Source organism: Sphingopyxis sp. L1A2A (assembly GCF_005502465.1).
Taxonomy (GTDB): Bacteria; Pseudomonadota; Alphaproteobacteria; order Sphingomonadales; family Sphingomonadaceae; genus Sphingopyxis.
This window is the reverse complement of the sequence record NZ_SCOT01000008.1, coordinates 16,121-36,346: the sequence shown is the minus strand read 5'-3', so window position 1 is coordinate 36,346 and position 20,226 is coordinate 16,121. Positions and strand designations below refer to the sequence as shown.

Here is a 20,226-nt window from a genome sequence, read left to right as displayed (position 1 = left end):
GAATGATGAACAAGCGGTTTTGGGGTTTTGCGGCGGGCGCCGCGCTGACGGCTCTGATGGCGGCTCCCGCCAGCGCCCATCGCCAGTGGATGATGCCGTCGTCGACGGTGGTGTCGGGCGACGATGTGTGGGTGACGGTCGATGCTGCGGTGTCGAACGACCTGTTCTATTTCGAGCATCAGCCGCTGCGGCTCGACGCAATGAAGGCATGGGCGCCCGACGGCACCGAAGCGGCGATCGAGAACAAGTCGACGGGGCGTTATCGCAGCACCTTTGACGTCCATTTGACGCAGAAGGGGACGTGGCGGATCGCGTCGGTCGCCGACATGCTGATGGGCAGCTATGATCTGAACGGCAAAACCGAGCGCCTGCCGCGCGGGACGACCGCAGCCAACCTCGCCGAACGCGTGCCCGCGGGCGCCACCAATGTGAAAACCGCCGAGGCAAACAACCGCAACGAGATTTTCGTGACGGTCGGTGAGCCGACAACGACGCTTTTCAAACCGACCGGCAAGGGGATCGAGCTGGTGCCGGTGACCCATCCGAACGACTTGATTGCCGGTGAAGCGGCGACCTTTCAATTCCTGTTCGACGGCAAGCCGACGGCTGGCTTGCCGGTCACGGTGATCCACGGCGGCATCCGCTATCGCGACCAGCTTGGCCAGATGGATCTGACCACCGGTGCCGACGGCAAGGTCGAAGTGACCTGGGCCGAACCCGGCATGTACTGGCTGAACGTCACGACCCCGCAGGTCGAGAGCGAGGAAGGCGAGGGCGCACCGCCGCCGCTGGCGCGCCGCGCCAGCTATGTCACCACGCTCGAGGTGCTGGCGCCCTGAGCGATCGCATCCTGATCCCCCGGGCGCTGACACCCGCGGCCTTTGCCGCGCGCGACCCGGGGGCGGCGATCACGAGCGTCAGCGGCGAAACGATGGGGACGACGTGGTCGCTACAGGCGGTCGCGGCGCCGCCATCGGTCGTCGCGGGGGTGCAGGCGGCGCTCGACCGCGTCGTTGCACAGATGAGCCAGTGGGACGCCGCGTCCGACCTGTCGCGGTTCAACCGCACCGCGCCCGACGTGTGGTGCGATCTGCCCGCCGAATTTGCCCATGTCGTCGATGCCGCGCTGGCGATAGGGCGCGCGAGCGACGGGGCGTTCGACCCGTGCCTGGGCGTGCTGACCGAGCAATGGGGCTTTGGCGCCAACGGCCCGGTCGATCGCGTGCCAGATGCCGCCGATAACGGCAAACGCCGGATCGATTTCGACCCCAATGCCCGCCGCATCCGGCGTAGCGAAAGCGCGATGCTCGATCTGTCGGGGATTGCCAAGGGCTATGGCGTTGATCTCACCGCCGAATGGCTTCTGGCGCAGGGCGTGCGCCATTTCCTGCTCGACGTCGGCGGCGAGCTGCGCGGCGAGGGGATCCGGCCCGACGGCCAGCCGTGGTGGATCGATGTCGAAATGCCGCCCGCCTCGTCGGTGGCGCCGTACCGGATTGCGCTGCACGATCTGTCGGCGGCGACGTCAGGCAATTATCGCCGTGGTTTCACTGCCAATGGCCGTCACTACTCGCACAGTTTCGACCCGCGCACCGGGCGGCCGATCGTCAATATGGTGTCGTCGGTGACGGTATTGCACCGCAGCTGCATGATGGCCGACGGCTGGGCGACGGCGCTGACCGTGCTTGGCCCCGCAGCGGCAATCGCGCTGGCCGATGCGCAGCAGCTCGCCGCCTGCGTGATTGCGGGTGATCGCGAATATATCTCGCGCGGCTGGCGCGCGATGCTGAGCTAGCTGTCGGCCCAGCGGCGCAGCAGATTGTGATAGACCCCGGTCAGGCGCACCACCGTGGCGTCGCCCTGACCCAGCGCCATGGCGGCGCCCTGTACCCCCAGGTCTAGGTCGAAGAGCAGATTGCGCTGGCCCTGGTCGCGTACCATCGACTGGATCCAGAAAAAGCTCGCGACGCGCGTCCCTGCGGTCACCGGTTCGACGCGGTGCACGGTCGTTGCGGGATAGAGCACCATATGCCCCGCGGGCAATTTGATCCCTGGCGCTTCGGAAAAGCCCTCGACGACCAACCCGCCGCCCTCATAGCTATCGGGATCAGCAAGGAAGAGCGTCGCTGACAGATCGCTGCGCATCCGGAACTCGGTGCCGCGGCGCATGCGGATGGCATTGTCGATATGATCGCCGAAATTTTCGCCGCCGCCATAGCGGTTGAAATAGGGCGGATAGATTTTGAGCGGCAGCGCCGCGGCGATAAACAAGGGGCTGCGGCCCAGCGCGTCGAGCACAAGGCGGCCCGCTTCGCTCGCGGCTTCGCCGAACTCAGGCAGCTGTTGGTTGCGTTTCGCGAGCGCCGCCTGCGGTCCCGATGTTTCGTTGCCGTCGATCCAGTCGGCGGCGTCTAGGATGGCGCGCAGCGTTGCAACGCCGTCGGCGCCCAGCACATCGGGAATGATCCGGATCATTGGCTGCTTCTAAGCTGAAAAGGGCGGGAACGACAATCGCCGCGCCCGCCCGGTTCGATCAGAAGTTGTAAAAGAGGCTGAACACCGCCGATCGCGCATCGCCGGGGGTCGCCCAGCCCCCCGAGACGGCGCCGGTGGTCGCGTTCACATTGTTGCGGACGCCAGTGTAATAATCCTCGTTGGTCAGGTTGGTGACGTTGAGCTGCGCGACCAGGCCGTTCTTGAAATCATAGGACACAAAGGCGCGGTGGATCAGATAGTCGTCGACCATGAACTGGGTCCGCTGGAGCAGGTTGCGCTGGTTGGTCGCAAACTTGCCCTGATAGGTCAGGCCGTAACCCACCTGCAGCCCAAACGGGAAGGCATAGGTGGTGAACAGGCTGCCCGAATGCTTCGGCGTCTGGATCAGGCGGTCGCCTGCCTGCGGATCGACGATTGCGGCGCTGTTGCCGCAGCCAGTGGATGCGGGCGAGCGCAGGCAGAAGTCCGAAACGCTCTGGCGCACTTCGCTGTCGAGATAGGTGTAGTTGGCAAAGATCGCCCATTCGGGGGTCACATTGCCGGTCACGCCCAGCGCGACGCCATCGACGCGCGATTGACCGTCGAGCACTTGCAGCGAGTTGGGCAGCGAAGGGTCGTTCGACGGGGTGCGGAAATTGCTGCGTTCGTTACGGAACAGCGCCGCGGTGAGCAGCAGCTGCTTGTCCATCAACTCGGCCTTGGCGCCGATTTCATAGGTGCGCGCCTTTTCCGGCGCGACCGCGCAGGGATCGGCTGCGCCCGGCGTCGCGGGGGTGACGCCGCAGCCGAGGCGCACGGTTGCCGACGACGGCGTCTTGGCGTTGCCATAGGCGGCATAGAGGCTGACATTCTCGATCGGGTGGAACACTGCGCCGACGCGGTACGAGAACAGATTTTCGTCGCTGATCTGCGGCGCGCGCTGCGCCGCGGTCAGGTCGGTCGTCCCCGAGGGAACAAAGGTCAGCGGGATATTGCGGAATTCGGCGCGGTTGCTTTCGTACCGGACACCGGCGTTCAGTTCGAACATGCTGCCGAGTTCAAGCGTATCAAAAGCATAGATGGCGGCGTTGCGGCTATAGCCCTTTGACCGCGCGGTGACGGTGAAGTTGATCGGGCCGGTATAGACGGTGTTCGGGTTCGACAGGCTGATCGGCGGCAGCGGGGTCACCGCCGAGCCATTGGGGTTGCGCAGCAGCGACGCGGTGGTGATTTCATAATCCTCGCGCGAGAAGGAGGCGCCGACAACGAGGGTGTTGCGCGTGCCGCCCGTTTCACCGGTGACGATCGTCAGGTCGCTCTGGTTGTGGAGCAGGTCGTTGACCTGATCACGAACCAGTCCGCGCGGGCCGCTCTGATAATAGGTGCCCGGGACATTCTGGCCCGCCGGACAGGCAATGGCGACGGTCGAATTCGGTCCTGCGCCGATCGGCTGAAGACCGCTGGCCAGGCAGAAAACGCCCTGCGGCGCACTGGTTTGGCTGTACTGGCCGACGCGCTGCCAGCGGGTGAGGTTGCGGATCGAGACATTGTCGCTGAACGCATGGCGGAAGGTCGCGGTCAGGCGGTCGACCTTGGTTTGCTGCTTGTCGAGATTGACGATGCCGAAATAGTCGCTGTCGTCGACCCCGGCTAGCGGGCCGTCGTTGACGGTACTGAGATAATAGGGAACGCCATAGATCGGGGTGTTGTCATCGTCCTGATGAACATAGGCGAGGGTCAGGCTGGTGTCGCTGTCGACGCCGATGGTGATCGATGGCGCGACGCCCCAGCGCTTGAAGTTTTCGATGTCGCGGCCGGGGACGTCGTTTTCGTGATACATCGCGTTGAGGCGCACCGCGATCAGGTCGCTGACCCGCCAGTTGCTGTCGATCGAGCCGCGGTAATAATTATCGGTGCCGACCGCCGCCTGCACCGTCGTCGCGTTGCGGGCAAAGGGGATCTTGCTGACCAGGTTGATCGTGCCGCCGACGCTGCCCGATCCGTTGAACACCGAGTTGGCGCCGTTATAGACCTCGATCTGTTGCAGGTTGAACGGGTCGGTGCGGCTGTATTGGGCGGCGTCGCGGACGCCATCGACGGTCAGGTCGTTGTTGGCCGAATAGCCGCGCAGGTTGATCGAATCGCCATAGCCGCCGCCGCCTTCGCCGGCGCCAAAGGTGATGCCGGGGATCGTCGAGAGCGCATCGCGCAGGGTGAGCAGATTCTGCTGGCGCAGCTGTTCCTGCGACACGACCGTGACCGTCTGCGGCGTGTCAACGATCGGCGCGGTCGATTTGGGCGATTCCACCTCGGTCGCCAGTGTCCCCGAAACGACGATATCGCCGCGGCTACCGGGGGCATCCTGCGCCTCGGTTCCGGTCTCGGTAGCGAAGGCGGGCGCGCTGATCAGGCTGCCGACGCAGGAAAGGGCGAGGAACGAGGCGGATGTCGATGGCTTCACGGTAAACCCCTGGTTTGTGATTGGCTTGGGGCGCCCGCTATTGAGAGTCGATCGCAGTGTCAACGTATATTGCGAACTATTCGCATCTAAGTTGCATTTTGTCGCAGCGCTCGCGCGGCGCCCTCTGCCCGATACCGTTCAGCGTCGCGATTCCAGCCACCAGCTTTGCCGCCAGCCATAGGCGCTGGCCACCACATCGCCCGCGGCGTTGGTCGCGGGCTTGAAAAGAAAACGCTCCTCGATCAGGCGGCACGTCGCGTTGTCGAGCGCGGCATCGCCGCTTGAGCGCGTCACGCGGCACCCGGTAACACGGCCCGTCGGCTGGATCGTAAAGCGAACCTCGACCTCGCCGCCGACGCGCGCGCGGCGGGCGGCGGCGGGATAGTCGCGGTCGCGGATCGTGCCGCTCTGCCACACCGCTTTGCTGCCACCGCCGGTGCCGCTGCCCGAACCCCCCGCGCCGGTGCCGTCGCCGCGCCCGCCGGCGCCCGATCCGGTCCCGGGGCTGGGCGTGGCGCCCGCCGACGCGTCATTGCCCGCGCCGGGCTGTGGTGCGGCGGTAACCGGGGGCACGATCGGCGGCAGTTTGGCTTTGGGAGCGACAACGGGGGCGGCTTTGGCGTGCCGGTTCGCCGCCGAGGCCTTGCCGCTCGCCTTGTCGCTGGCGATCGTTTGCGGTTCGACCGGCTCTGGTGGCGGCGGTGCCGGGATGGCGAGCGCGGCGATCGCCTGGCTGGCCTTGCGGACGACGTCGAGGTCGAGACCGCTGGCCAGGCCAAAGCCGACCGCGACGACGGCAAACAGGGCACCGCCGCCCGACACGACCCGCTGCCGCCTGGAAATCTGCCCGGTATAGGCCATCGTCTGCCCCAACATGCGCGCCATCGCGCACCAATCGGGGTCGATTTACAGGAAATCGTCTAGCGTGGACATGAACCGGTCGAACTGGTCGTGATGCAACCAGTGGCCGGCATTTTCGAATTCGATCACCTTGGCGGTATTGAAATGCGCCAGGCGCCCGTCGCCTTCGGGGTTCGATGCCCAGCTGTTGGCGCCGTAGAGCAGCAGGGTGGGGCAGGTGATCGCCCCCCACAGCGCCGCAATATCGTCCTGCGGCATATCGAAGGCGGGCCAGACGTTGAGGTAATTGTCGAACTTCCAGCTCCAGCTGCCGTCTTCGTTGCGGCTGATGCCGTGGATGGTCAGGTGGCGTGCCTGTGCTTCGGTCAGATAGGCGTTCTCGCCCATCATCCGCGCCAGCGCATCGTCGAGGGTGGCATAGCGGCGCGGGGTACGCCCGGCGGCCTGACGCTTGTCGTCGATCCATTTGCGGAAGCGTTCGGCATAAGGTTTTTGGGCGCGTTCGGCGATGATCTTTGGCGACGGACCAAGCCCTTCGATCGCGACCAGCTTGCGGACATTTTCCGGATAAAGCCCGGTGTAGCGCAGCGCGATATTGCCCCCCATCGAATGGGCAACGATGCTGATCGGCCCCAGATCAAGCTGATGGATCAGCTGCGCCAGGTCATAGACAAAGCCGTCCATCGCGTAATTGCCGTCGGGCGACCAGGCACTGTCGCCGTGTCCGCGCAGGTCGGGGGCGATGATATGATAGCGATCGCGCAGCTTGTCGGCGACCCAGTCCCAGTTGCGGCAATGGTCGCGCCCGCCGTGGACGAGCAGCAGCGGCGGCGCACCGCGATTGCCCCAATCGACATAATGCAGCTTCAGCCGCTGCGAGATGAAAGCGTTCGAGGTGGGGCCGGCACTTGCCATCGGTTCGTCCTTGCTGTCTGTTCCAGTTTCAAAAGGCGACTGATCGCCATCCGTCAACCCCGCATTATGTACAATGGCGGTGGATGCGGGGGGCGCCGATAAGAGAAGCAAGGGAGAGAGGCACGATGACGACATTTCGCGATAATCTGCTCGCGGGCAAAACGGCGTTCGTCGCCGGCGGCACCAGCGGCATCAATCTGGGCATCGCCAAACGCTTTGCTGAGCTCGGCGCCAAGGTCGCGGTTGCGGGGCGTGACCCCGACAAGGCCGCGCGCGCTGCCGCCGACATCGGCGCCGGTGCGGTCGGGCTGTCGGCCGATGTGCGCGACTATGCCGCGATTCGCGGCGCGATGGAGGAGGTCGCCGATCAGCTCGGCCCGATGGACATCGTGATTTCAGGCGCCGCAGGCAATTTCCTCGCGCCAGCGCTCGGTATGTCGGCGAACGCCTTTCGCACCGTCGTCGACATCGACCTCAACGGCACCTTCAACGTGTTCCGCGGCTGTCATGACCTGCTCAATCGCCCCGGCGCATCGCTGATCGCGATCACTGCGGGGCAGGCGGTCAACGCCTCGGCGCTACAGGTCCATGCCTGCGCGGCAAAGGCGGGGATCAACCAGCTGATTCGTGTGCTGGCGCTCGAATGGGGGCCGGAGGTGCGGGTGAACGGGATTTCGCCGGGTCCGATCGCCGATACCGAAGGGATGAAGCGCCTCGCGCCCGATGCCGAGACGCGCCAGTCGCATTTCGACCGCATCGCGATGAAACGCTGGGGCAAGATCGAGGAGGTCGCCGAATCGGCGGTGTTCCTGTGCTCGCCCGCCGCGGGCTATATCACCGGCACGATCCTCGACTGCGACGGCGGCAGCCAGGTCGGCGACGCATCGCGCGGCGATCTGGCGCGCGGTATGGCGTAAGGGTCGGGCCAGCACCTTAGCTCTGAGCTTGTCGAAGGGCGCCTCGCCGGGAAGCGCCCTTCGACAAGCCCGGGGCTACGGTTTGCAATGCCGATTAGCCCCATAGCAAAAACGCCGCCAACCCGGCTGGGTGGCGGCGTTTTTAATGGTGGGCGTGGCAAGGATTGAACTTGCGACCCCTGCGATGTCAACACAGTGCTCTACCACTGAGCTACACGCCCATCCCTTGGGGTGACGGCCCCCTAATATCCCCGGCAACGCTTGGCAAGCCCTTCGCGCCCGATGATGTCGTTATTGTTGGCTCGACCGGTCGGCGCGGCCGAACAGATTATCGACTTCGCGCACCAGATCTTTCAGGTGGAACGGCTTCGACAGCAGTTTTGCCTGCGGCACATTTTCCTCGGCACGCAGCGACACGGCGGCAAAGCCGGTGATGAACATCACCTGCGTCTGCGGCGCGACCTTGGCGGTGTGCTGGGCGAGTTCGATGCCGTCCATTTCGGGCATGACGATGTCCGACAGCAGCAGGTCGAAAGTTCCCGAATCGATATAGGGGACCGCGGCGGTACCGCGATCGACCGCGGTGACGTGATAACCGGCGCTGGTCAGCGCCCGCGCGAGATATTCGCGCATCACATCATCATCCTCGGCCAGAAGAATACGAATCATGCTGAAATCTGTCCCCTGATCCCTCGATACGGCCGGTTCCGGTCGACGATGACCGCTCGCATCCTTAACGCCAAATCCGCCATAGCGTCAGAGATTTAACAAATTGACTTGGCAGTGCTGGATTCATCGCGCTTTTTTTGCCACCCATGATCCATGCGATCCCGCACCATCCCGCCCGCCGCCATCGCTGTCAACCGGCCCGCGGCGATCGGCCCAGTGGTCGTGTCGGTGCCGCATGCGGGAAGGCTCTATCCTCCAGAGATTTTGACGGCGGCCCGGGTTGGACAGGCCGATCTCGAACGACTCGAGGACAGCTGGTGCGATCTGATCGCCGCGGGAGCGGTCGGAGCGGGGGCCACCGTGGTGCATGGTCTGTGGGCGCGGGCCGTCGCCGATTGCAATCGCGGCGAGGGGCAGATGGCGCCGGGCGAGGTCGCGATGCCGCTGCGCGCGCAATTTTCGGTACCGGGGCGCAAGGAACGCGCCGGTCTGGGGGTGGTGCCGACGCGGCTGGCCGATTGCGGGCCGCTCTGGAAAAAGCCGATCGACCAGGCGGCGCTGCAATGGCGGCTCGACTCCTTTCACCGGCCCTATCATGCGGCGCTCGCTGATGCTTTGGCGGCGGCGCGCGACCGGTTCGGTTACGCGATCCTGCTCGATCTCCATTCGATGCCGACGATCCCGATCGGTCAGCCCGGCCATGGTGCGACCATCGTCGTCGGCGATCATTTCGGGGTGACGGCGGGTGGATGGCTGGTCGATCTGGTGCTGGCGGCGGCCGCAGGTCTGGACGAGCCGGTCTCGCGCAATCAACCCTATGCCGGCGGGCACATCATCCGCACGCACGGCAATCCGGGGCAGGCGGTTCATGCGGTGCAGATCGAGATCGATCGCCGCCTCTATCTGGGCGCCGACCGTGTGCCCGATCGTGCCAGAGTGGCATCGATGGCGCGCTGGCTCGCCGGTCTGGTCGGCGCCGCCGGGCAAGCGCGGCCGCTACCCGACGCCATGATTCAGGCCGCCGAATAAAAAACCACCCCGTACCGAAGTACGAGGTGGCCAGGGTCCAGGGAGGACGCGCCCGCGTCAAGAGGACGGGGCACTCACCGCGATGGAAAGGGGGAAAACCATGGCGGCGTAGAACGAATCTAGGATGTTGTGCGCCGACTTACAAGAAGCGACGGTACAGAATCTGCAATATGCAGGAAATTGGTCGGGGAGAGAGGATTCGAACCTCCGGCCCCTGCCTCCCGAAGACAGTGCTCTACCAGGCTGAGCTACTCCCCGACCGATCTGCGCGCCGACCGGGGTCGCCGCGAAGGCAGGGCGGTCCTCTAGACGCGCGTCTCGCGAACTTCAAGCGCCAATCGGCACATTCAACGGGATTGCCGCAGCTACAGCATTTCGGCCCTCCGAAAGCTGAAATGCCCGCTCGCCACAAAAATCAGATGATCGACCAGTTCGATACCCATGACGCGCAGGAAAAGTGCGGTTTCGCGGGTGGTGGCGATGTCGGCGTCGCTCGGCTGCGCGATACCCGACGGGTGGTTATGCGCCATCAGCACCGCAACGACGCCGTGATCGAGCAGCGCGCGCCAGCAGCGCGGGGGAATGATACAACGCCTGGCATCGTCGCCGCCCGCGCGTTCGAGGCGGACGAGCCGGTCGAAGGCGTCGAATCCGGCGAGCAGCAGGCTCTCGCGATCGGCTGCGAAATGGGGGCGGAGCAGGTGGTGGGCGATGTCATCTTCGGCGGCGTACGGCACAAAACCGTCCACGACCGGCGGATCGGGCATCTTGCCGACGGGTTGGAGCAAAGTCATGGCGGATGCCATGCGCGGCCAAGGCACGTTCGCCAATCACCGACTGCCCCGCTTTGGAGGCTTTCCTGCTGTTGCCTGTCCGGGGCGCCTGCTCCGCCCTTGTCGCCATCGCGCGCGCGGCCTAGCACGGAGCGACTGAAGCGGGAGCGAGTCTTGTCCGAATCCATCCATTATGAACTGCAATATCTTGACCTGATGCGCCGCATCTGGGTCGAGGGCGACGAGCGCATCGACCGCACCGGGGTCGGAACGCGGTCGCTGTTCGGCGAAACGATGCGATTCTCGCTGAAAGACGACGCGATTCCGCTGCTGACGACCAAGCGCGTCTATTGGAAGACCGCGCTGCGCGAGCTGCTGTGGTTCCTGACCGGAGATACCAATATCCGGTCGCTCGTGTCGCAGGGCGTGAAAATCTGGACCGACTGGCCGCTCGATAAATATCGCAAGGCGACGGGCGAGGCGATCACGGCCGAGGATTTCGAGGCGCGGATCATCGCCGATGACGCGTTCGCTGCCCAATGGGGCGGCCTTGGTCCGGTCTATGGCCATCAGTGGGTAAACTGGCCGCGCTATGAACCCGCGGGTGAGGGGCTGTTCCGCCGCGCCGAGCAAGGGCACAACCAGATTGCAGCGGTGATCGACGGGCTGCGGAGCAATCCCGGGTCGCGGCGGCATATATTCACCGGCTGGAACGTCGCCGATCTCGATCAGATGGCGCTGCCGCCGTGCCACATGACTTATCAGTTCCATGTCCGCAGTGACGGCGGACTGTCGTGCCTGCTGTTCCAGCGGTCGTGCGACCTCGGGCTCGGTTTTGCCTTCAACGTCTTTGAAGCCGCGCTGCTGACCCGCATGGTCGCCGACCAGTGCGGCCTCCACGCGCACGAACTGGTCTGGACGGGCGGTGACGTTCATCTCTACCTGAACCATGCCGACCTGGTTGAGCAGCAAATGGGGCGGATTCCGGACGGGGCGCCAAAGCTGCGGATTTTGCGGCGTCCGGACAGCATTTTCGGCTATCGGTTCGACGATTTCGCGGTCGAGGCCTACGCCCCGCAGGCGCATATTTCGGCACCGGTCGCGGTCTGATCGCTAGCGTTGCATTCGTATGGCGACCGAAATAATATGTCGCCACGCTGAAATATAACTAGGCGCCGATTCGCGCCGCAATGGGAAGACGATATGCCCGAAACGGATCGACGCCCGGCGAGCAATCTGCCGCCGCTGTCGCTTCATATTCCTGAGCCGCGCTATCGCCCGGGCGACACGCCCGACTTTGGCGATATCGTTGTTCCTGGGGTTGACGCGACGCCGCGACCATCGGAAGCGACCAAGCCCGATGCGATGCGCGACCTGTGCTACGGCCTGGTCCGCGTGCTCGATTTCGACGGGCAGGCAAAGGGCCAGTGGGATCCGAAGCTCAGCCCCGAACGACTCCGCACGATGCTCCGCTACATGATGCTCGTCCGCGCCTTCGACGACCGCATGTTCCGCGCCCAACGCCAGGGCAAAACCAGCTTTTACATGAAATGTACCGGCGAGGAGGCGACGTCGGTTGCCTCGACGATGGCGCTGGACCGCGGCGACATGTGTTTTCCCAGCTATCGCCAACAGGGCATATTGATTGCGCGCGATTATCCGCTGATCCAGATGATGAACCAGATTTATTCAAATCGCGGCGATCATCTGATGGGGCGTCAGCTGCCGATCATGTATTCTGCGCCCGAACATGGCTTCTTCAGCGTCTCGGGCAACCTTGCCACCCAATATCCGCAGGCGGTGGGCTGGGCGATGGCCTCGGCGTCAAAGGGCGACAGCCGTATCGCGACCGTATGGTGCGGCGAAGGCTCGTCAGCGGAGGGCGACTTCCACTCGGCGCTGACCTTTGCGACCGTCTATAACGCGCCGGTGATCTTCAACGTCGTCAACAACCAGTGGGCGATTTCCAGCTTTTCTGGCTTCGCCGGCGGCGAACGCACAACCTTTGCCGCGCGCGCCGTGGGCTATGGCATCGCCGGGCTGCGTATCGACGGCAATGACCCTCTCGCGGTCTATGCCGCGACGCAGTGGGCGGCGGACCGCGCGCGGACCAACAATGGCCCGACGCTGATCGAGCATTTCACCTATCGCAGCGAAGGGCACAGCACGTCGGACGACCCGACCGCGTATCGCCCCGCCGAAGAGCCCACGATCTGGCCGTTCGGCGACCCGATCGCGCGGCTGCGCCAGCATCTCGAAACGCTCGGCGAATGGGACGGCGAACGCCACGAAACGCAGCGGGCCGAACTAGACGGCCTGGTAAAAACGACCCAGAAGCAATCGGAAAAGCTAGGTATTTTAGGTCACGGAATGCATCAGCCGTTCGAAACGATGTTCGACGATGTGTTCGAAGAGCTGCCTTGGCATCTGAAGGAGCAATGCGTGCAGATGCTCGCCGAACAGGAAGCGAAGTTCGGCCCCGGCTGGAAGCCCGAATAATGGCTGACGAGACCAAAACCATGAACATGATCGAAGCGATCAATAGCGCAATGGACGTTATGCTCGAACGCGACAGCAATGTCGTGGTGATGGGCGAAGACGTGGGCTTTTTCGGCGGCGTGTTTCGTGCCACCGCTGGTCTGCAGAAAAAGCACGGCAAAACACGGGTGTTCGACACCCCGATCAACGAATGCGGGATCATCGGCGTTGCGGTCGGCATGGGCGCTTATGGTCTGCGCCCGGTCCCCGAAATCCAGTTCGCCGATTATATCTATCCGGGGCTCGACCAGTTGGTCAGCGAGGCGGCGCGGCTGCGCTATCGTTCGGCGGCCGATTTCATCTGCCCGATGACGGTGCGGACACCGTTTGGCGGCGGTATTTTCGGCGGCCAGACGCACAGCCAGTCGCCCGAAAGCATCATGACGCATATCTGCGGGGTGAAAACGGTGATCCCGTCGAACCCCTATGATGCCAAGGGGCTATTGATCGCGGCGATCGAGGATAATGATCCGGTGGTCTTCCTGGAACCCAAGCGCATCTATAACGGTCCGTTCAGCGGCTACTACGACCGCCCGGTCGAGCCCTGGTCGAAACATGCCGCGAGCGCGGTGCCCGAAGGCCATTACCGCATCGAGCTCGGCAAGGCGGCGACGGTGCGCGAAGGTGAGGCGCTCACCATCCTCGTCTATGGCACGATGGTCCATGTCACCAAGACGATCGTCGAGGAAATGGGGATCGATGCCGAAATCATCGACCTGCGCACCTTGTTGCCGCTCGATATCGACGCGATCGAGACGTCGGTAAAAAAAACCGGGCGCTGTCTGGTGATCCACGAGGCGACGCGCACGTCAGGTTTTGGCGCCGAACTGGCCGCGCTGGTGCAGGAACGCTGCTTTTACCACCTCGAAGCCCCGGTCGAGCGCGTCACCGGCTTCGACACCCCCTATCCGCACAGCCTGGAATGGGCCTATTTCCCCGGCCCGGTGCGCATCGCGACCGCGCTGACCAAGATTTTGAAGGACTGACGCAAATGGCCCGCTATTCATTCCGTTTGCCCGACATCGGCGAAGGCATTGCCGAGGCCGAAATCATCGCCTGGCACGTCAAGATCGGCGAGCGCGTCGAGGAAGACGCGCAGCTTGCCGACATGATGACCGACAAGGCGACGGTCGAGATGGAATCGCCGGTATCGGGGATTGTCGTCGAACTGGCGGGCGAAGTCGGCGATCTGATCGCGATCGGGTCGACGCTGGCGGTGATCGAAACCGATGCGGACGGCGATGTCGATGCGCCGCCGGTCGATACGGCCGTCGAGCAGCAGATAGAAGCGGAAACGCCGGGTGCGGAACCGGTATCCGAGCCGAAGGTGACAGAGTTAACATCGAGCGGCGTGGAACCGAAAACGGCAGCAAAGCCGAGCGAAATGCCGTCCGCACCGGCGGCACCCGCCGTCGGTGCTGTGCATGATGCCAAGATACTGGCATCTCCCGCCGTCCGCGCCCGTGCCAGGGATCTGGGTGTCGATCTGGGCCAGGTGCATAGCGACGGCGATCGCATCCGCCACGCCGATCTCGACGCTTTCCTGCGCTACAGCGGCGGGCAGGGCTATAACAGCCCCGGCGCCAGCCGCGCGCGCGCCGACGAGCCGATCAAGGTGATCGGCATGCGCCGCAAGATCGCGGAGAATATGGCGGCGTCGAAACGGGCGATCCCGCATTTCACCTATGTCGAGGAAATGGACGTCACCGCGCTGGAGGACATGCGCGCCGATTTGAACGCCAATCGCGGCCAGCGGCCGAAGTTGACGATGTTACCTTTCCTGATCGTCGCGATTTGCCGGACGATTCCCCAGTTTCCGATGATCAACGCCCGCTACGACGACGAAGCGGGCGTGGTGACGCGTTACGGCGCGGTGCATCTGGGAATGGCGACGCAGACCGATGCCGGGCTGATGGTGCCGGTGATCCGCGACGCGCAGGACAAGAATGTCTGGCAATTGGCGAGCGAAATCGGGCGTTTGGCCGAGGCCGCGCGAACCGGCAAGGCAAAGGTCGACGAACTGTCGGGCTCGACGCTGACGATCACCTCGCTCGGCCCGCTCGGCGGCATCGCGACGACCCCGGTAATCAACCGGCCCGAAGTTGCGATCATCGGCCCGAACAAGATTGTCGAGCGCCCGGTGTTCGACGGCGATGATATTCGCCGCGCCAAGCTGATGAACCTGTCGATCAGCTGCGACCACCGGGTGGTCGATGGCTGGGATGCGGCGAGCTACGTCCAGGCGCTCAAGAAGCTGGTTGAAACCCCGGTTTTGCTGTTCGCGGACTGACAAGCCTACCCAACAACCGTTCGTGTCGAGCGTAGTCGAGACACGCCGAGGTCGTGCATGCCTTTACGTGTCTCGACTACGCTCGACACGAACGGAATAGTGGGTGAGCTTAAAGCCCCAACCCGGCAAAGCTCGTCTGGTCGAACTTCAGCTTAAAGGTCACATAAGCTCCCGACCGCGAATAGCGCGCATCTTCGAAATCGCGGTCGTGAAACCCGGCGAAATTATAACCGAAGGTGATGTTGGCATTCTTCATCGGCGCCAGCGTCACCGTCGGCCCGCCCGCCCAGCTGACGGTATCGGCATCGGTGCCGACGCGCACCGTGCCCGACGCGCCGACATCGACATGCTCGCCCAGGTTGAAGCGGAAATCGGCGCCGATCAGGTTGGACCACCCTTTGACGTCGTCGTCGGCAAACTTGTCGAAATTGTAGCGGGTGCCCCAGAAAAAGCCGAATTCGCCGCGTTCGTACCACATGCGGCCCGCGTCACGGCGGTTTTCGCGATCACCGAGGGGGGTCCAGTTGACCGACAGGCTGTTGAGCAGGCGGCGGCTGGTCGCGTCGCCGTCGATCGTCAGCGCGCCGCCGCCGATCGGGCCGGGCTGGCCGGCGACGGCATCGCGGACCTTGTCCGACCGGAACTCGCTCTTGTTAAGCCACGAAACGCTGGAGTCGGCGGGGCGGTGCGCCCAGCTCATCTCGAAGTTGATGACCTCGGTCGTCGGCGTGATGCCGTTGCCGCTGGCCTTCGCATAAGTGAACAGAGCGCCAAGCGCGCGGCCTTCGCCGAGCTGGCGGAGGCCGCCGAGCGTCAGCCCGTAACGATTGGCGATTTCGCCATCACGATATTCGGCGCGGCCCGTCAGCGTCCAGCGATCGGCGCGATAGGTCGCACCCGTGCTGATCGCGAGGAAATCCTCGGTTAAAGTGCCATTGTCGCCCAAGAAACCGCCCGAGGCGACCGGCTGGTTAACATTGATAACATCGTCCGCGCGGATGCCGCCGAGGGTGCGATTGCCGTCGACCGACACATCGACCGACCAGCGCTCGCCCAGTTTCAGCGATTGTGACAGGCCATAGGCGGCAAAGCTGCGCGGGCCATATTCGCCGATTTCCTGCTGGTTAGCGGTGGCGAGCAGGCGCCCGCCCGACCAGGGGGTCATGTCGAAGCCCACCCGCGCAGTGCGTGCTTTGATTGTATCGCCGTCGGCAATTTCATAGCTGCCGACCAGATTGACGTCGCGATTGATCGCAAAGCGCGCGCCGACACGGTGGCGGGTCGGGAAATCGATGCTGGCATCCTTGCCGCCCAGCGCAAGTTCGGTCTGCGCGTCGAGTTCGAGGCGTTTTTCGAACAGGCGCTGGGTTGCGCCGAACTGGACGATGTTCGACCGGTTGCGCGTGCCGTCCGAGAGCCGGTCGTCGGCGTGGGTCAGCCCGGCCCGCGCGACGGTGGTGCCATTGTCATATTCGGCAAGAGCCCGCGCGGCGCGGCGGCGCGCGCCGACGTTGAGATAGTCTTCCTGCCACGCGCTGCCGGTCAGCGACAGGGTACGGGTCGCGCGCAGCCGGGCGTCAAAACCGAACTTGCGTGTACCATCCTCGCCGCGGTTGAGCTGCCCGGCGCCGAAACCGCTCTCGCGTTCGCGGACATAGGTGAGGAAATCGGCGTTGCTGCTGTGATGTTCGGCCTCGATCAGCCACGCCTTGGCGGTGCCCGATGCGGCGGCGGGGTTGCCGTTGACCGCCTTGGCATCGCTTACCGCCAGCTCGGCGCGGACTTCGGTGTCGATATTGGGGCGATAACGCCCATCGACCCCGCCCAGGTTGGTCTTGGCGTTGCCGTCCTCATCGTGGATGAAGGTCGCGCCGACGCGCAATTTCTCGTCATTCGACTGATAGCTGACGCGGCCACCGGCGTTGAGCACGCGCTGACCGATGCCGTCGATCTCATATTCGGCGACGATGAACTGCGGATCGAGGTCCGACGAGCGGCTGAGCACCGGGCTGCGGAAGCGGACGGTGCCCGACAGATAGTCGATGTCGTAGTCGACATGGCGCGTCATGCTGACACTGTTAACTATGCGCTCGCTGTGCAGGCGATCGCGCGTTTCGATGACGATGCGTTCGCTGTTCGGTAGAATGTCGCGCGCGCCGAGCTGGTACGGACCGGTGAGGCCGTTGCCCTGGAGCTCGTCACGGCGGAAGCGATAAGGGGTGTCGGCGACGAACGCGGTGGCGGCGAAATTGCGGCCGCGATACTCGGCTTTTCCGCCGTTGAGCGCGCGTTGATAGCGGGCAAGCTGCGGTTCCGAAATCCCCGTCTCGATATCGCCGAACATCGCATAGAATTGCGGGCGTTCGAGGCGCAGATAGAGTTTGCGCACCGACGCCGCATCGTAGCGCGTCTCGTTGCGATCGGCGTAGATGGTGTAATAGGCGCGCGGATCGATCACGCCGCCAAAGCGCGCGTCATCCTTGTCCTTGTCGCTGTCGTAGGCCAACGTCATCAGCCATTTTCCGCGCACCCGGCCCTTGGCATAGAGCGCCAGCCGTGCATCGGCATTGAGATCGTCGAGCGTCTCGGCTGCGGGTTCCATCCGGTCGTCGAGCGTGTTGTAGCCGAGCGTCCCGGCGGCAAAGCCGACGACGGTCCACGGCCGATCGCCAGGATCGAGCCAGGTTTCGATCGTCTGCTTGCGGGTCACCTTGTCGTCGCGGAAGGTGAAATCCATCGCCAGCGTGCCCGATGCGGTGGTCGGTTCGAGTTCGATATAGGCAATGCCGTCGTCGCCATCGATTTTCCATAGCGGCTGGGCGCGTTCGAGCCCGGCGAGCTGGCGTGCCTGCTGGGCATCGGCTTCGACGGCGGGATAATAGGGGGCAGGAACGCTGAAATCGCCGGTCAGCCCCGAACGGATCGGTTTGCCATCGCGATCGGTCAGGCGCACCGCGATCACCGGGCGGGTGACGCCGTCGGCGACCAATACCGACCGTTCGCGGACCAGCGCGGCGCGCATCGGCGTGATCGAATAGTGAACATGGCGTTCCAGCGTCTCAATGACAACGCCGTTAACATCCTTCACCTCAGCGATCAGGCGGTTTTCGCCTTCGCGGATTTCGAGGCCGCGCCACAGGCTGACCGCGACGCTGCCGTCGGCAGACTTGCTGCTCCCTTCAAAGGTCAGCGGGTCGGCCGCTTTGCCGTTGACGTGCAGCGTCACTGTCTGGCCGGGCGCGTGCTTGATCGCGGCCCGGATCGCTTTTGAGCGCGGGTTGTGGTCGGTGGCGGGGAACAGCCAGTCGATGCCCGGAGCCTGTCCGGCCAGCCAGTCGCGACCGGCCCCTGCGGCTTCGGGGTCGCTGAGGACCGTTGGCGCCGCAATTAGCGCAGTTTTGGGCGCTGCGCGCGGTGCGCTGGCGATTGCACGGAAATCGGCGCGTTTCAGCGCGCCGCCGCGGCCTTCGACAAAGCGCGAGATCGCGCTGCCGGCGCTCTGCGTCGAACGGGCGCAGTCGATCGCTTCGCGGTCGAGCGGCAGCGTCGACGGATCGATCTGGACGATATGCAGGCCGGGGCGCACGCCTTCAAAATGATAGCGGCCGTCCTCGTCGGTGACGGTGTAGCTGCCGTCTTGCAGCATGACGCGGACACCGGCGATGCCGTCGGCCTTGCGCGGATCAACCGTGCAGCCGCCGTCGGTGATACGGCCGATGATCGTCATCCGGTCGCCCAACTGATCGCGTTTGATCGAAATCGTCGCCTCGGCGATGTTGCTCGCCGAGCCGCGATTGTCGACGGCAGAGGCGCGGTTGAGTGCGTTGCCCGGCTGCGCCGACACGATGACTTCGGCCAGATAGGTAAGCAGCGCCGTGCGCGATGCGGCGATGCTCGGCACCACCACGCTAAATTCGCGGCCGTTGGCGGCGACATTGGCGATCACGCGCACCCCGTCGATCCGCACCGTATCGGCGCGCAGGCGCATGCCCACGGGCAGGACGTCGCTGACAGTCACCGCGCCGGTGTTACGGCGCGCATCGCGGTTGGCGACCTCAATCCGGTACTGGATCACGTCACCCGGCACCGCGACCCGCGTCGAGGTCGTCTTGCGTAGGATCAGCGACAGGCCGGGCTGATCGACCGGAATATCGACGCGCACCGGCGCCGGACTGTTCAGCACGAAGGGATTGCCATAGCTGGCGGCGCTGATTTCAAACGGCAGACCATCATCGGGGCGGCGGAAACCGGCCAGATCGGCGGGGTTCGATGCCGACGGCGCGGTGAACGGCGCGGGAGGCTGGACGATCAGGCGATAGGTTCCCGGCGCGACGAACGGGAAGCGATAGTCGCCCGGCGGAAAATTATACGTCGTCCCGCCCGAATCGGTGACGCTCTGCCCCGTGATGACGCTGGACGGGTAGGCCGAGACGCCGTCGTCGCCAAACACCTGCGCGGGCTGGCCGGTGGCGGTGTCGACAATGGTGACGCGGCTGCCGGGAACGGGAGCGCCATCGCCGCTGTCGAACACGATGCCGAAGGGATCGACGAGGAAATTGATCGTGGCGAGGGCGACCAGGCTGGCGTTCGCCTGATCGGTGACGCGCAGCGACAGCGCGGCGCCGGGATTGACCGACAAACGGCAATCGCCCTGCGCGACCGCCGGTGGAACCCCGATCGTGTTGATAAAGCCGACAAATTCACCGCTGTTGTTGGCGGTTTCGGTCAGGGTGATCTGCTCGCGGTCGCCATTTTCGAGTTCGAGGACCACCGCGAGGGTGTCGCGCCGCTGCGGATCGACATTGGCCGATGCGAGCGTGACCCCAACGACGAGCACTTCGCCGGCGCGGAAATTGTCGGTGCTTTGGAGCGACGCAGGGGCGGTCGAAATGCCCTCATAGACGCCGCTGAGCGGGATTGTGCTGCTGGTGCTGCCTGCACTGGCGCTGCTCGCGCTGCTGCTGCTGGCGCTGCTGAAGCTGCTGGCGATCGGGCCGCTGCCCCGGCTGCACTGGGTCGGCGCCAGCGGGGCCGATTTATTGCCGCCGCCATTGGTCAGTCGGTACGTGGTAATCGTCGGTCGTTCGGGCGGGCGCGGCGCCACGGTGACGTCGACGCGGTTCGACAGCGCCCGACCGGGCTGCCCGTCATGCGTCCACTGCGCCGAAGCCGTGTTCGTAATCACCTGAGCGTGCGCCGGGGATGCCGCAGGCGGCAACGCTGCCGCGACGAGGGCGGTCACAAGGCCGAAATATTTGGTTCCGAGCGCCATAATAGCCCCGAACGGAGCAGCGGGAG

General features: G+C 64.6%; 15 protein-coding genes and 2 tRNA genes. 8 read left to right on the top strand and 9 right to left on the bottom strand.

The annotated features are described in order from the left end of the window. Positions 1–5 precede the first annotated feature (5 nt). Entirely contained in the window at positions 6–839 is an 834-nt protein-coding gene (locus FFS68_RS07235; protein WP_137752513.1) for a DUF4198 domain-containing protein, read from the top strand. A gap of 92 nt (positions 840–931) precedes the next feature. After that, complete coding sequence (locus FFS68_RS07230) at positions 932–1,795, top strand: FAD:protein FMN transferase (protein WP_249340060.1); 864 nt, start codon at positions 932–934, stop codon at positions 1,793–1,795. Here the strand turns inward: FFS68_RS07230 and FFS68_RS07225 are convergent. The 4 genes from FFS68_RS07225 to FFS68_RS07210 form a co-directional block, all read right to left on the bottom strand. Further along, positions 1,792–2,475, bottom strand: coding sequence for a Fe2+-dependent dioxygenase (locus FFS68_RS07225; protein WP_137752511.1), 684 nt, complete (start codon positions 2,473–2,475; stop codon positions 1,792–1,794). The genes FFS68_RS07230 and FFS68_RS07225 overlap by 4 nt on opposite strands. A gap of 58 nt (positions 2,476–2,533) precedes the next feature. Then, complete coding sequence (locus tag FFS68_RS07220) at positions 2,534–4,936, bottom strand: TonB-dependent receptor (RefSeq protein WP_137752510.1); 2,403 nt, start codon at positions 4,934–4,936, stop codon at positions 2,534–2,536. Between the two features lie 138 nt (positions 4,937–5,074). Next, on the bottom strand, positions 5,075–5,821 hold the full coding sequence (locus FFS68_RS07215; protein WP_249340059.1) for an energy transducer TonB: 747 nt from the start codon (positions 5,819–5,821) through the stop codon (positions 5,075–5,077). 21 nt (positions 5,822–5,842) lie between these two features. After that, the gene (locus tag FFS68_RS07210; RefSeq protein WP_137752509.1) at positions 5,843–6,712 is read right to left on the bottom strand and encodes an alpha/beta hydrolase; all 870 of its coding nucleotides are present in this window, start codon (positions 6,710–6,712) and stop codon (positions 5,843–5,845) included. A gap of 125 nt (positions 6,713–6,837) precedes the next feature. Between FFS68_RS07210 and FFS68_RS07205 the strand changes: the two genes are divergently transcribed. Continuing rightward, positions 6,838–7,629: an SDR family oxidoreductase gene (locus FFS68_RS07205; protein ID WP_137752508.1), complete on the top strand. Its 792-nt coding sequence runs from the start codon at positions 6,838–6,840 to the stop codon at positions 7,627–7,629. Between the two features lie 146 nt (positions 7,630–7,775). Here FFS68_RS07205 and FFS68_RS07200 read toward each other — a convergent pair. Then, positions 7,776–7,850 (bottom strand) — tRNA-Val (locus tag FFS68_RS07200). 70 nt (positions 7,851–7,920) lie between these two features. Next, complete coding sequence (locus FFS68_RS07195; RefSeq protein WP_088442230.1) at positions 7,921–8,298, bottom strand: cell cycle two-component system response regulator CpdR; 378 nt, start codon at positions 8,296–8,298, stop codon at positions 7,921–7,923. Between the two features lie 153 nt (positions 8,299–8,451). Between FFS68_RS07195 and FFS68_RS07190 the strand changes: the two genes are divergently transcribed. Beyond that, positions 8,452–9,327, top strand: a complete 876-nt coding sequence (locus tag FFS68_RS07190; protein WP_137752507.1) for an N-formylglutamate amidohydrolase — start codon at positions 8,452–8,454, stop codon at positions 9,325–9,327. Positions 9,328–9,508: 181 nt separating this feature from the next. On the opposite strand, the gene FFS68_RS07185 is transcribed toward FFS68_RS07190, so the two are convergent. Together FFS68_RS07185 and FFS68_RS07180 are read right to left on the bottom strand one after the other, a co-directional pair. Next, positions 9,509–9,585, bottom strand: a tRNA-Pro gene (locus tag FFS68_RS07185). A gap of 107 nt (positions 9,586–9,692) precedes the next feature. Further along, positions 9,693–10,121 (bottom strand): JAB domain-containing protein, encoded by a 429-nt coding sequence (locus FFS68_RS07180; protein ID WP_212742324.1) that lies wholly within the window; start codon positions 10,119–10,121, stop codon positions 9,693–9,695. Between the two features lie 153 nt (positions 10,122–10,274). On the opposite strand from FFS68_RS07180, the gene thyA reads away from it, so the two are divergent. From thyA to FFS68_RS07160, 4 genes are all read left to right on the top strand, one after another. Next, positions 10,275–11,210 (top strand): thymidylate synthase, encoded by a 936-nt coding sequence (gene thyA, locus FFS68_RS07175; protein ID WP_283214594.1) that lies wholly within the window; start codon positions 10,275–10,277, stop codon positions 11,208–11,210. Between the two features lie 93 nt (positions 11,211–11,303). Beyond that, positions 11,304–12,599: a thiamine pyrophosphate-dependent enzyme gene (locus tag FFS68_RS07170; protein ID WP_137752505.1), complete on the top strand. Its 1,296-nt coding sequence runs from the start codon at positions 11,304–11,306 to the stop codon at positions 12,597–12,599. Beyond that, a complete protein-coding gene (locus tag FFS68_RS07165) occupies positions 12,599–13,624 on the top strand; it encodes an alpha-ketoacid dehydrogenase subunit beta (protein ID WP_212742323.1) in 1,026 nt (341 codons plus the stop codon). Before FFS68_RS07170 ends, FFS68_RS07165 begins: the two co-directional genes overlap by 1 nt. A gap of 5 nt (positions 13,625–13,629) precedes the next feature. Then, complete coding sequence (locus FFS68_RS07160) at positions 13,630–14,928, top strand: dihydrolipoamide acetyltransferase family protein (protein WP_137752504.1); 1,299 nt, start codon at positions 13,630–13,632, stop codon at positions 14,926–14,928. Positions 14,929–15,037: 109 nt separating this feature from the next. Here FFS68_RS07160 and FFS68_RS07155 read toward each other — a convergent pair whose 3' ends face one another. After that, positions 15,038–20,200 (bottom strand): DUF11 domain-containing protein, encoded by a 5,163-nt coding sequence (locus FFS68_RS07155; RefSeq protein ID WP_137752503.1) that lies wholly within the window; start codon positions 20,198–20,200, stop codon positions 15,038–15,040. Positions 20,201–20,226 lie beyond the last annotated feature (26 nt).